The sequence below is a fragment of the Mesorhizobium sp. B2-5-13 genome (assembly GCF_006440535.1).
In the GTDB taxonomy this organism is placed as follows: Bacteria; Pseudomonadota; Alphaproteobacteria; order Rhizobiales; family Rhizobiaceae; genus Mesorhizobium; species Mesorhizobium salmacidum.
Window position 1 is genome coordinate 503819 of record NZ_VFUI01000001.1, and the last position, 12661, is coordinate 516479.

General features: G+C 62.4%; 13 protein-coding genes. 2 read left to right on the forward strand and 11 right to left on the reverse strand.

The features are described from left to right. Positions 1-14: 14 nt before the first annotated feature. Positions 15-512, forward strand: a complete 498-nt coding sequence (locus tag FJ434_RS02555; protein ID WP_140715107.1) for a GFA family protein — start codon at positions 15-17, stop codon at positions 510-512. Positions 513-546: 34 nt separating this feature from the next. On the opposite strand, the gene sufA is transcribed toward FJ434_RS02555, so the two are convergent. The 7 genes from sufA to FJ434_RS02590 form a co-directional block, all read right to left on the reverse strand. Beyond that, positions 547-927 carry a Fe-S cluster assembly scaffold SufA gene (gene sufA / locus FJ434_RS02560; protein ID WP_140506400.1) on the reverse strand — a complete coding sequence of 127 codons (381 nt, stop codon included), beginning with the start codon at positions 925-927 and terminating at the stop codon, positions 547-549. 101 nt (positions 928-1028) lie between these two features. After that, positions 1029-1421, reverse strand: a complete 393-nt coding sequence (locus FJ434_RS02565; RefSeq protein WP_140749622.1) for an SUF system Fe-S cluster assembly protein — start codon at positions 1419-1421, stop codon at positions 1029-1031. Positions 1422-1426: 5 nt separating this feature from the next. Continuing rightward, positions 1427-2668 carry a cysteine desulfurase gene (locus tag FJ434_RS02570; protein WP_140506403.1) on the reverse strand — a complete coding sequence of 414 codons (1242 nt, stop codon included), beginning with the start codon at positions 2666-2668 and terminating at the stop codon, positions 1427-1429. Between the two features lie 206 nt (positions 2669-2874). Continuing rightward, entirely contained in the window at positions 2875-4143 is a 1269-nt protein-coding gene (sufD, locus tag FJ434_RS02575; RefSeq protein ID WP_140749619.1) for a Fe-S cluster assembly protein SufD, read from the reverse strand. A gap of 39 nt (positions 4144-4182) precedes the next feature. Further along, entirely contained in the window at positions 4183-4938 is a 756-nt protein-coding gene (sufC, locus tag FJ434_RS02580) for a Fe-S cluster assembly ATPase SufC (protein ID WP_140749616.1), read from the reverse strand. 30 nt (positions 4939-4968) lie between these two features. Next, complete coding sequence (gene sufB / locus FJ434_RS02585; protein WP_027143655.1) at positions 4969-6486, reverse strand: Fe-S cluster assembly protein SufB; 1518 nt, start codon at positions 6484-6486, stop codon at positions 4969-4971. 215 nt (positions 6487-6701) lie between these two features. Next, positions 6702-7862, reverse strand: a complete 1161-nt coding sequence (locus FJ434_RS02590; protein WP_140749613.1) for a cysteine desulfurase family protein — start codon at positions 7860-7862, stop codon at positions 6702-6704. A gap of 254 nt (positions 7863-8116) precedes the next feature. On the opposite strand from FJ434_RS02590, the gene FJ434_RS02595 reads away from it, so the two are divergent. Then, positions 8117-8791, forward strand: a complete 675-nt coding sequence (locus FJ434_RS02595) for an alpha/beta hydrolase (protein WP_027028091.1) — start codon at positions 8117-8119, stop codon at positions 8789-8791. A gap of 96 nt (positions 8792-8887) precedes the next feature. Here FJ434_RS02595 and FJ434_RS02600 read toward each other — a convergent pair whose 3' ends face one another. Genes FJ434_RS02600 through FJ434_RS02615 form a run of 4 tightly spaced genes read right to left on the reverse strand, consistent with a single transcriptional unit; the run spans position 8888 to position 12482 of the window. Next, positions 8888-9709: a phosphatase PAP2 family protein gene (locus tag FJ434_RS02600; RefSeq protein ID WP_140749610.1), complete on the reverse strand. Its 822-nt coding sequence runs from the start codon at positions 9707-9709 to the stop codon at positions 8888-8890. A gap of 25 nt (positions 9710-9734) precedes the next feature. Further along, positions 9735-11384, reverse strand: a complete 1650-nt coding sequence (locus tag FJ434_RS02605; protein WP_181165978.1) for a glycosyltransferase family 39 protein — start codon at positions 11382-11384, stop codon at positions 9735-9737. A gap of 38 nt (positions 11385-11422) precedes the next feature. Then, a complete protein-coding gene (locus tag FJ434_RS02610) occupies positions 11423-11755 on the reverse strand; it encodes a lipid-A-disaccharide synthase N-terminal domain-containing protein (protein ID WP_140506409.1) in 333 nt (110 codons plus the stop codon). Beyond that, on the reverse strand, positions 11748-12482 hold the full coding sequence (locus FJ434_RS02615; protein WP_027143651.1) for a glycosyltransferase family 2 protein: 735 nt from the start codon (positions 12480-12482) through the stop codon (positions 11748-11750). The genes FJ434_RS02610 and FJ434_RS02615 overlap by 8 nt, the downstream gene beginning before the upstream one ends. Positions 12483-12661: the final 179 nt, after the last annotated feature.

A 12661-nucleotide genomic window follows, 5' to 3' on the forward strand; every position in this document is an offset into this window, starting at 1 on the left:
CGGAGTTTTTTGCCATGCCTGTGCTGCTCAAGGGGTCCTGTCGCTGCAACGCCGTGCGTTTTGAAGTGGAAAGCCACACGCCCGTGCCGTTCATGCTGTGCTACTGCTCGATCTGCCGCAAGCAGCAGGGCGGCGGCGGTTTCGCCATCAATCTAGGCGCCGACTACGAAACGCTGAACATCAGGGGCAAGAGAAACCTTGGCGTCTATCGCGCTGAGATCGAGGACGACGAGCATCCCAATTGCGAGGTCTCGACCGGCGAGCGCAATTTTTGCCGCAAATGCGGGTCAGCGCTGTGGCTCTACGACCCGACCTGGCCGGAACTGGTGCATCCCTTCGCCTCGGCGATCGACAGTGACCTGCCGAAGCCGCCCGAAAAAGTGCATCTGATGCTGAAATACAAGGCGAACTGGGTCGAGCCCGATATCGGGCCGAAGGACAAGGTGTTCGACGTCTATCCTGAGGAATCGATCGCCGACTGGCACAAGCGGACAGGCATGTGGGTGGATTAGCTTTCTTCACCCGTAAACGGGGCGAAGGAAATGCTCAGGCCGAAGCGCGCGCCTCGGCCAAGACTTTCAGATCGGCCGGTTTCAATTCGACCGATTCGCCGCAGCCGCAGGCCGAGCTCTGGTTCGGGTTGCGGAAGGTGAAGCCGGTGCGCAGCGTCGTCTGCTCGAAATCCATCTCGGTGCCGAACAGGAAAAGTGCTGCTTCCGGCGCGACATAGACATGGGCGCCGTCGCGTTCGATGTGGTCGTCCTTGGCGTTGGGCTCGGTCACCAGGTCGACCGTATATTCCATGCCGGCGCAGCCGCCCTTCTTGATGCCGAGACGAATGCCATGCGCGTTATCGCGCGTGGCGACGATCTCGCGCACCCGGTCGGCGGCCTTTTCGGTCATCGTGATGACGGCAAAGCGTCCCATGTTTTTCCTTCTCCATTCCATGCAGGTTCAAGGCCTGCCGAATGAGTCCTCACCTAAAATGGTGAAGTTTTACCATTGGCGCAAGTGTACCAGGCTCGCTGCTAGTACCAGCCCACCGCCACCTGCGCCTCTTCCGACATGCGATCGGGCGTCCAGGGCGGATCGAAAGTCATGTTGACTTCGACGCCAGACACGCCTTCGACGGCGCCGACAGCATTTTCCACCCAGCCGGGCATTTCGCCGGCCACCGGGCAGCCGGGCGCGGTCAGCGTCATGTCGATCTTGACCGAGCGGTCGTCCTCGACGTCGATCTTGTAGACGAGGCCGAGCTCGTAGATGTCGGCCGGGATTTCCGGGTCGTAGACCGTCTTCAGCGCCGAGACGATGTCATCGGTCAGCCGCGCCAGTTCATCGGCCGGGATGCCCGAGGCGGAAACGACGCTGTTGCCGGCGTTTTCCGGCGTAGCCTCGGTGGGGGTACTCACATCATCCATGGTCGTCACCCGAAAAACTTGCGCGCTTTTTCAAGCGCCTCGGCCAAAGCGTCGACTTCGGCCCTGGTATTATACATGCCGAACGATGCCCTGCATGTGGAGGTTACGCCAAAGCGTTTCAACAGCGGCTGGGCGCAATGGGTGCCCGCGCGGACAGCCACGCCTTGCCTGTCTATCACCATCGAGACGTCATGGGCATGAATACCTCTTAGTTCGAAGGAGATGATGGCGCCCTTGCCAGGCGCATCACCGAAGATGCGCAGCGAATTGATGGCGCGCAGGCGCTCATGGGCATAATTCTTGAGGTCTTCCTCGTGTGCCGCGATGCGCTCACGGCCGACAGTGTCCATGTAGTCGAGCGCGGCACCCAGTCCGATCGCCTGGACGATCGGCGGCGTGCCGGCTTCGAAGCGGTGCGGCGGGTCGTTGTAGGTGACGATATCTTCCGTCACCTCCTCGATCATCTCGCCGCCGCCCATGAAGGGCCGCATGCCGGCGAGACTATCCTTCTTGCCGTAGAGCACGCCGATGCCCGAGGGGCCGTAGACCTTGTGGCCGGTAAAGACGAAGAAATCGCAATCGAGATCCTGCACGTCGATGGGCATGTGCACGGCGCTCTGGCTGCCGTCGACAAGCACCGGAATGCCGCGGGCGTGAGCGATCCGGACGATCTCCTTGATTGGCGTCACCGTACCCAGTGCATTCGACATCTGCGTGATGGCGACTAGCTTGGTGCGGTCGGTCAGGCGTTTTTCGAATTCCTCGATGTGGAAGACACCGAGGTCGTCGACAGGGACCCAGACCAGCTTGGCGCCCTGGCGTTCGCGGATGAAATGCCACGGCACGATATTGGAATGGTGCTCCATGATCGACAGCACGATCTCGTCGCCCTCGCCGATATTAGGCATGCCATAGCCATAGGCGACGGTGTTGATGGCCGAGGTCGTGTTCGAGGTGAAGACGATGTTGTCGGTGCTTGGCGCGTTGAGGAAACGGCGCACCGTTTCTCGCGCCTTTTCATAGGCGTCGGTGGCGGCATTGGAAAGGAAATGCAGGCCGCGATGGACGTTGGCATACTCCTGGCTGTAGGCGTGCTCGATGGTATCCAGCACCACCTGCGGCTTCTGCGCCGAGGCGCCGTTGTCGAGATAGACGAGCGGCTTGCCATAGACTTCGCGCGACAGAATCGGAAAGTCACGGCGGATCGCCTCGACGTCGTAGGGGCTGGTTTCGATCTTCCGGTCCATCACAACTTCATCGCCTCATTCTGCCGCGCACCCCTCATCCGACCGCTTCGCGGCCACCGCCCAGGGCGAGTCACTCGCCTCGCCCGCCCTTCAGGCCCCACAAGGGGAGAAGGAAGAGCGCTTTACCTTCTCCCCTTGTGGGAGAAGGTGGACTGGCGCGTAGCGCCAAGACGGATGAGGGGTGGCTTGGCCAGGCCCCATCCAATTTAGCCGTGCGTCACGAACCACTCATCGAGCCGCGCTTCCAGCGCCTCGACGATCGCTTCGTCATCCAGTTCCTCGATCACCTCGGCGACGAACGCCTTGACGAGCAACCCCCGCGAGCTCTTTTCGTCGACGCCGCGCGCCATCAGGTAGAACAAATGATCGTGGTCGATCTCGGTGACCGTCGCGCCATGGCCGCAGACGACGTCGTCGGCAAAGATCTCGAGCTCCGGCTTGGTCGAGAACTCGCCATCGTCCGACAAAAGCAGCGTGTTGCAAGCCATCTTGGCGTTGGTCTTCTGCGCATATTGATGGACGTTGATGCGGCCCTGGAACACGCCCCGCGCCTTGCCGGTCACCACATTGCGGATGACCTCGGTCGATGTCGTATGCGGTACGGCATGGTCGAGCACCATGGTGACGTCGGTATGGGTGTCGCCGGCCAGAAGATTGATGCCGCGCAGCTTGAAGTCGGCGCCTTCGCCCGTCGTCTTGACCATGATTTCCTGGCGCACCAACCTGCCGCCGGCGTTCATAACGAACAGCGTCAGTTTGGCATCCTTGCCGATATGGGCCTTGAACTGCCCCAGATGTGTCGCCGTATCCGGCTGCTCCTGGACGATCAGCCAGGTCACCTCGGCGCCCGCGCCAAGCACGAGCTGGCTGACCGAGCTCGTCAGCGCCGCGCCCTCGCCGGCTTGACGCTCGACGATGACCGCCTTGGCGCCGGTGCCAACCCGCACCGGCAGGCGCACATGGGTCTGGCCACCGGCCTGCAGGTTCTGCAGCTCGATCGGCTTTTCCAGTTCAATACCGTCGGCGATATCGACAAAATAGCCGTCGGCAACGAAGGCCGTGTTCAGCGCGCCGATGGCATCGTCGCTGCCATAGGGATCGAGCCCCGGCGCGATGCTGCCATCGGTCAGCTTTTCGGACAGACGCTGGACGCTGACGCCGTCGACGACCGGCGCCTTGGCGCTTGATACCCCGTTCAACAGGGTCAGAACCGTCGAACCGTCGACGATTGGCGCGATGGCTTTGGCGGCGGCGGCCGGATCGAAGTCCGGCACCGCACCCAACAGCCGGCGCAGGTCGGTATAGTGCCAGGATTCGATGCGCCGGGTCGGCAGGCCGTGCTTGACCGCTTCGATGGCGTCGTCGCGCTTCAGCATCACCGCGCCGTCTCCCGGCAAAAGCGACAGCCGTTCGCCGAAGGCGTCGATCAACGCTGTCTCGGCCGGTGTCCGCTGCGGTTGTGTGTGCATATTCATCAGTCTCGCCTGTCTTTTGGAACAAAATGACTTGGCACGTTACGCGGCTTGCCCGATGACGCCGGCATAGCCGTTCGCTTCAAGATCGAGCGCCAGCGACTTGTCGCCCGACTTGATGACCTGGCCCCTGTAGAGCACATGTACGCTATCAGGCACGATGTGTTCGAGCAGGCGCTGGTAGTGGGTGATAACCAGGAACGCCCTGTCCGGCGAGCGCAGTGCGTTGACGCCATCCGAGACAATCTTCAGCGCATCGATGTCGAGGCCGGAATCGGTCTCGTCGAGCACGCACAGTTTCGGCTCCAGGAGCTTCATCTGCAGGATCTCGGCGCGCTTCTTCTCGCCGCCGGAGAAGCCGACATTGAGCGGCCGCTTCAGCATCGCCATGTCCATGCTGAGCGAGGCGGCGGCTTCCTTCACCCGCTTCAGGAATTCCGGGATCTTCAGCGGTTCCTCGCCGCGCGCCTTGCGCTGCTCGTTCATCGCCACCTTGAGGAATTCCATGGTCGCCACGCCCGGTATCTCCATCGGATATTGGAAGGCGAGGAAGATGCCGGAAGTGGCGCGTTCGGCCGGATCCATTTCGAGGATCGACTGGCCGTTGTAGAGGATGTCGCCCTCGGTCACCTCATAGTCCTCGCGGCCGGCGAGGATGTAGGAGAGCGTCGATTTGCCCGACCCGTTCGGTCCCATGATCGCGGCGACCTCGCCGGCTTTCACCGTCAGGCTCAAGCCGCGAATGATCTCGGTGCCGTCATCGACGATGCGGGCGTGCAGGTTCTTGATCTCAAGCATTTTTGTTTCCTGAATATTTGTCCGGGCCGGTCAGCCCACCGAGCCTTCCAGCGAGATGCCGATCAGCTTCTGCGCCTCTACGGCAAACTCCATCGGCAGCTGCTGGATGACATCCTTGACGAAGCCGTTCACGATCAGCGCGATGGCTTCCTCTTCCGGGATGCCGCGCTGCATGACGTAGAACTTCTGGTCCTCTGATATTTTCGACGTCGTCGCCTCATGCTCGAACTGCGCCGTCGAGTTCTTCGCTTCCATGTAAGGCACAGTGTGCGCGCCGCACTGGTCGCCGATCAGCAGTGAGTCGCAATTGGTAAAGTTGCGGGCATTGGTCGCCTTGCGGTGCGCCGAAACCTGGCCGCGATAGGTGTTCTGCGAGAAGCCGGCGGCGATGCCCTTGGAGATGATGCGGCTCGACGTGTTCTTGCCGAGATGGATCATCTTGGTGCCGCTATCGACCTGCTGGTAGCCGTTCGACACGGCGATCGAATAGAACTCGCCCGAGGAATCGTCGCCGCGCAGGATGCAGCTCGGATATTTCCAGGTGATCGCCGAACCGGTCTCGACCTGCGTCCACGATATCTTCGAACGATGGCCACGGCAGTCACCGCGCTTGGTGACGAAGTTGTAGATGCCGCCCTTGCCCTCGGCGTCGCCGGGGTACCAGTTCTGCACCGTTGAATACTTGATCTCGGCATCGTCGAGCGCGACCAGTTCGACCACAGCGGCATGCAACTGGTTCTCGTCGCGCTGCGGCGCCGTGCAGCCCTCGAGATAGGAGACGTAGGCCCCCTCCTCGGCGATGATCAGCGTGCGCTCGAACTGGCCGGTGTTCTTCTCGTTCATACGGAAATAGGTCGACAGCTCCATCGGGCAGCGCACGCCCTTGGGCACGAAGACGAACGAGCCGTCGGTGAACACGGCCGAATTCAGCGTGGCGTAAAAATTGTCGGAGGTCGGCACGACCGAGCCGAGATATTTCTTGACCAGTTCCGGATGCTCGCGGATCGCTTCGGAGATCGAGCAGAAGATGACGCCGGCCTGCGCCAGCTCCTTCTTGAAGGTGGTGACGACGGACACAGAATCGAACACGGCGTCGACGGCGACGCGGCCCGATTTGTAGACATTGTCGCTGACTTCCTCGAGCTCCGAGGCGTCGGTCTTCTGCACGCCGGCGAGGATTTCCTGCTCCTTCAACGGAATGCCGAGCTTCTCGTAGACTTTCAAGATCTCGGGATCGACGTCGCTGAGCGACGTCGGTCCGGGCGTGCTCTTGGGCGCCGCGTAATAGTAGATGTCCTGGAAATCGATCTTGGGATAGTTGACGCGCGCCCAGGTCGGCTCTTCCAGCGTCAGCCAGCGGCGATAGGCTTCGAGGCGCCATTCCAGCATCCAGGACGGCTCGTCCTTCTTGGCCGAAATGAAGCGGATGATGTCTTCGCTCAGGCCCTTGGGAGCCTTGTCGACAGCGATCTCGGTCTGGAATCCGTATTTGTATTGGTCGACGTCGATCTTTCGGACCCGATCGATCGTGTCCTGCACAGCAGGCATATGCGTTCTCCATCCACGCCGGGGTCAAGGCCCGACAGTTTTCAAACTATGGCACCGCCGAATGAACGCCCGAGCAGCGTCCGCGGCAGCGTAAGTTTCATATAGTGCGCCTCGACCGGAAATTCACCCGGCCAGCATAAAACGCACGGCTCTACCAGGCCGAAGCCTGATCCTTTTTCTCAAGCATCGGATTTCCCGGTCCGATGCTCCAACCGCTACGCGGCCTTCTCTCTACCCGCCCGACGCGCGGCAATGCTTGCCAGCGCGGTGCGGAACAGTTCGATATCCTCGTCGGCAGTCGCGGCACCGACCGATACGCGCAAGGCACCAAGACTGTCGCCGTGTCCCATGGCCTTCAGCACATGGCTCGGCCCGACCTTGCCCGACGAGCACGCGGAACCGGCGGAAAGCGCCACGCCCCCCAGATCAAAGGCGATCTGGGCGGTTTCGGCTTTGACGCCGGGAATAGCGAAGAATGTCGTGTTGGCAAGCCTTGGCGCGCCGGCTCCGAAGATTTCCACGTCCGGCACCAGCGTCTTGATCGACGTTTCGAGCTCATCGCGACGCCGACGCACGGCACCGATGGCCTTCAGCCCGGCCAGCGCTTCGCGCGCGGCGGCGCCAAAACCGGCGATGCCAGGCAAGTTCTCGGTGCCGCCACGGTGGCCCTTTTCCTGGCCGCCGCCATTGATCAGCGGCTTCGGCATCATCAGGTCGGCAGCGGCAACGATGGCGCCGGCGCCCTTGGGGCCGCCGATCTTGTGAGAGGACAGAATCACATAGTCGGCGTATCCAGCCGACATATCGATGGAAACGCGGCCCGCGGCCTGAACGGCATCGACGACAAGAATGCCGCCCGCCGCCCCGACGATCTCCGCGATGCGGTCGATCGGCTGGATGACGCCGGTTTCGTTGTTGGCGGAGTGGATCGCGACCAACGGCAAGCCATCGGCCTTATCGTGACCGCCGAGCGCAGCCGTCAAGGCGTCGAGACTGACGATGCCATCAGCGCCGACACCGATCCGCGTCACCAGGTTTGCCGGAAAGCGTCCGCCATTCAGCAGGCACGGATGGTCGGTCTCGCACACGTAGAGCCGGCTCATGCGAATGGCGCCGCGCCCCATCTGCCAGTCCGGCGTCAGCAGCGTCGAGGCGGCCTCGGTCGCACCCGAGGTGAAGACGACATGTTCGGTCTTGCTGTTGACCAGTGCCGCCACGTCGCGCCTGGCATTGTCGACCAGCCTGCGCGCGGCGCGCCCCTCGGCATGGACCGACGAGGGGTTGGCTGCGTCAAACGCCGCGACCATGGCCTCGCGCGCGGCTGAAAGCAGCGGCGCGCTGGCATTATAGTCCAGATAGGCGCGTATCGCGGCCATTTTCGTCCAGTTCTTCCCGTCAAAAGCCATTCCGCCGACGTATGGCGTTATTTCCTTGAAATTCCAAGGCAAGCCGTCCTATTTACGCGGCTTGCGGCGAGTGCGACCGGGCGATTGCGTTTCGGCCACCCAGTTTTGAACAATTCTAAACTAGCTTCTAGGAAGACGCTCGCCCTGCGTCAAGGTCTGTGGAAGCGGGGCCAGAGCAAGAGTTCCGGGCGCCGCGCATTTGTATATGTCACGTGGAGTATTTCATGCCTGAGGTCATTTTTACCGGTCCGGCCGGCCGCCTGGAGGGACGCTACCAACCCTCGAAGGAAAAGAGCGCGCCGATTGCCATCGTGTTGCATCCGCACCCGCAGTTCGGCGGTACGATGAACAACAAGATCGTCTATGACCTCTTCTACATGTTCCAGAAGCGCGATTTCACCACGCTGCGCTTCAATTTCCGCGGCATCGGCCGCAGCCAGGGCGAGTTCGACCACGGCACCGGCGAGTTGTCGGACGCGGCGGCCGCACTCGACTGGGTGCAGTCGCTGCATCCGGATTCCAAGAGCTGCTGGGTGGCCGGCTATTCCTTCGGTTCGTGGATCGGCATGCAGCTCCTGATGCGCCGGCCCGAGATCGAGGGCTTCATCTCGATCGCGCCGCAGCCCAACACCTATGATTTCTCCTTCCTGGCGCCCTGCCCGTCCTCGGGTCTGATCATCCATGGCGATGCCGACAAGGTGGCGCCGCCGAAGGATGTGCAAGGCCTGGTCGACAAGCTTCACACGCAAAAGGGCATCACCATCACGCAGAAGACCCTGCCCGGCGCCAACCATTTCTTCGCCAACGACGCCGATGTGCTGATCGAAGAATGCGCCGACTATCTCGATCGCCGGCTGGCGGGAGAATTGTCCGATCCGAGGCCGAAGCGGCTGCGCTAAGACATCAGGCCATCCGTATCCCCGGGCTATGAGCGGGCGGGCAAGGCCCGCCTCCTCGACATGAGGCCGCCGCGGTGCGGACGGTCCGGCAGCGACCTATTTTTCCGGGGCAATAAGCCGGAACGATGGCTTGCGGACCGGCAATCCTGAAGGTGCCGGCCTGAAGATGAAACCGAGCCTCGCAAAGACCAGTCCGCACACCAGCGCGAAGGCACAGCCGAGGCCGAAGCCGGCGACGGTGTCGCTTGGATAGTGCGCACCGACGAAGATCCTGGTCGAGGCGATGCAGCCCGTGACCACAAGGGCGATATACCAACGCCGCGGAAACAAAAGCAGCAGGATACCGAACACGGCGCCCATCGTCGTGGCGTGGCCGGACGGAAAGCCAGCAAAGCGCGCATCGAAGGCAAAGGGGTGCAGTGCAAGGACGCCAAAATCCTGGAAGTAGAGCGGGCGCGCCCTGCCAATGGCATATTTCAAGACATTGACGGTCAGGCCCGACAGGCCAACGGCGCTCAGCACCAGAAAGGCGAGACAAGTCCAACTGTAGACCAGCATCAGCGCGCGCCGCGAAAGGCTTCGCCAATCCGTCAGATTGGCCGCGACAAGCAGCAGCGCGGACGGGATGAGATACCAGCCGCCCAGTCCGAACTGCGTGAAGAACTCGGCAAGCCTGGCGGCGCCCGCCGACCACTGGCCATATGCTACTCCTGCCGGCGTATCGAGACGGACAAAGGCCGCGGCCGTCAGAAAGACCCAGACCAGGCCCCACGCCCACCATGAGATGTTGGGATAGCGAGCGGGGCGAACGGCAAGGCGCCGTCTTGCGATCTGCAGGGTGTCGCGAAAATTGCCGAGGGACCGGCGCCCTATCCCGAGAAGCGATCTGGAAACTGGAGGCCGCGATTTCACGAGCATTGGGAACTCGACCCCATCATCGAAGTCATTGCGCTATACGGTAGAGACCGAGCGACAGTTTGTCTCCCGACGAATAGTTGAGGCCGTCGACTTCGGCGAGGCGGTTCGCCGACTTGCGTTGCACGGACAGCATGCCATTCAATTTCTGCTCGTCGCCGATCGGCACCAGGCCCAAGGAGCAAGCGGGATCGGCGAGCAGATGTTCCGCCACGCCCCCGACATCGGTCAGCACCGTTTTGGTGCCGACCAGGAACACCAGGCTCGGCTCCTGATAACGCGCCGAGGCCAGCACGGTCGTGTCGCAAGGTTTGTTGGCGCGCACCGCGTCCCTGATTGCCGGGCTCAGCCAGATCGGCTTCAGGGACGGGGCGATGACGCCGAACAGCAAGGCGTAGGCGATGCCCGCACAGGCGGCGGTGGCGCCGATGCGGGGCAGCGGCACCTGCAACTGCCGCGAAAACGCGAAATAGCCCGCGCCAAGTGCGGCCGCGGCCGCCGGAATGCTCCACCAGGAGAAAGTGTGGGTGAGGTAGATTGGCGCTCCGATGCAGACCGCCGCCAGGCCCAGGCTGACCACGACAAGACCGAATGCGGTCGACCACCACAACCATTGCTGCCAGCGACTGAGCGGCGCATTGGCGTCCTGCGGCTGCAATGTCAGCAGCCAGCCGATCAGCAGCGCCATGCCGGGATAGGCGGGCAGGACATAATGCGGCAGCTTGGTGGGAATGAGTTCGAAAACGAGCCAGAACGGAATGTACCAGGCGAGGCAGAAGCGCAGCCTCACATCATCGCGCATGCGGTTGAGGGCCTGCAGGCCAGCGCCTACCGCGATCAGGCCGAACGGCCACATGAACAGCGAATAGGTCAGCATGTAGAAGCCGGGCGGCAGGCCGTGCGATTCCGCGCCCGACGCGACCTTGCCGAGCATGTCCTTGCCGACGGCCTGCTGCAGGAAAGCACCGTGGCTCTTCCAGGTGATCGCGGCGAGCCAGGGCAGAGAAATCACCAAGACGAGTAGCAGGCCGCGCCCAACCCTAAGCTTCGACAGCCAACGCCCGTCGCGCTCGAAGGCGAACAGGACGGCAATGGTCAACGCGGACAGCAGCGGCGCAATCGGCCCCTTGATGAGGATCGCCGCCCCTTGCGCGATCCAGAAGATCCACCAGAGATGGCCGGCGACCGCTTCATTGCGGCGCGATGCCAGGTAAATCTGCGCCAGCGCGCCTTGCGCCGCCACGCAGCAGGCCAGCAGCATCGCATCGGTCTTGGCGTCGCGGCCCTCGAACGCCGTGGCGAAGATCGCAGCCATCACCAGGCCGGCCGCGAGGCCGGCATTGGCACCGAAAAGATTGGTCCCAGTCCAGGCGATCGCCAGCACGGCAAAGGCAATGCCGAGTGCCGAAACCGTGCGATAGACCCAGATCGGTGCCTCGGCACCCTGCCCGCTCAGCGCCACGGCCGCCGATTGCAGCCAGTAGATGCCGATCGGCTTCTGGTAGCGCGAGGTCTCCTGGAAGCGGATGTCGACATAGTCGCCGCTCTCGACCATCTGCTTGGATGCCTGGACGAAGCGGGGCTCGTCGCGGTCGACTGGCGGCATGGATGCCAAGCCTGAAGCCGTCATCACCAGGCTGAACAGGAAGAGGAAGATGTAGTTCCTGTTCAACGCCATTTTTGCGTCTCTCCGATCATTTCTTTTTTGGCGGTTGCTCAATCGACCTTGGTCATCGCCGCCTTGCGCTCATTGGCGATCAGCCAGAGATTTCTGATGTAGATGAACATGCCCATGGCCTGCCCGGCGATGAACACCGGATCCTGGCGCTGGATGGCATAAATCAGAAGCAGGCCGCCGCCGAACAGGGAGAAGAACCAGAAGGCCACCGGCACGACGCTGCGCTTGGCCTTTTCCGAGGCCAGCCACTGCACGACGAAGCGCATGGTGAAGAAGAACTGGGCGACGAAGCCGAGCAGGATCCACGCATCGAACTGCTTGATGAAAACCTGATGAAGCCAGGCTCCCAGTTCCTGAAGCACATTAAACACGCTTGATTTCCTCTATTTTTGGCATTCTGCGGCGCCGGCGGCGCAACCACCAGACACCGCAGAGATCGAGCACACCCTGCAGGCCGCGATCGAAAATGCCGTAATTCGATTTGCCGTGCCGGCGCGAGCGGTCGACGACGTCGCAATGCACGACGCGATACCCCTCCTGGATGACCAGGGCCGGAACGAAGCGATGGGTGCCGTCGAAGAACGGCAGTTTGCGCAGGATATCGGTATGAACCGCCTTCAGGCCACAGCCGGTGTCGCGCGTCTCGTCATGCAGGATGGCGTTTCGCAGCCAGTTGGCGAAACGCGACGCCAATTGTTTGACCTTGCTGTCGCGGCGCTTGAGGCGCTGCCCTTGCGCGGCGCCGAAATCGGGCCCGGCTTGGCGCAGCGCATCGACCAGCACCGGAATGTACTGCGGATCGTTCTGGCCGTCGCCGTCGATGGTCGCGACGATGCCGCCGCGCGCCGCCCAGGCGCCCGAACGCACCGAAAGGCTCTGGCCGGCGGACTTCCGATGCCGCAATTCGCGTAGCGGAAACGGGCGTCGCGCCGCCTGTTCGGCGAGCACGGCAGCCGTCTCGTCGGTCGAGCCGTCATTGACGATGATCAATTCGAAGTCGCGGCCGGCCATCGCCGCCTCGATCTCGTCGATCAGCAGTGGCAGGTTTGCCGCCTCGTTCCTGCAAGGAATGACAATGGATATCAATGCGTCCGGCATGTCGCGTCGGGGCTCTGTCGTCGGATATGGCATTTTATGGATGCCGTGCGGTGCCGCTTGAGGTCGTGGACTGTTAGAACCTTGTGGCGCGGCGCCTCATTACGCCAGCCGAAACGATGAAGCAAGCATTGCGGCCGGACCGCCGCTGGCATCATCCGCGCGGCCGCAAAACCGGAATC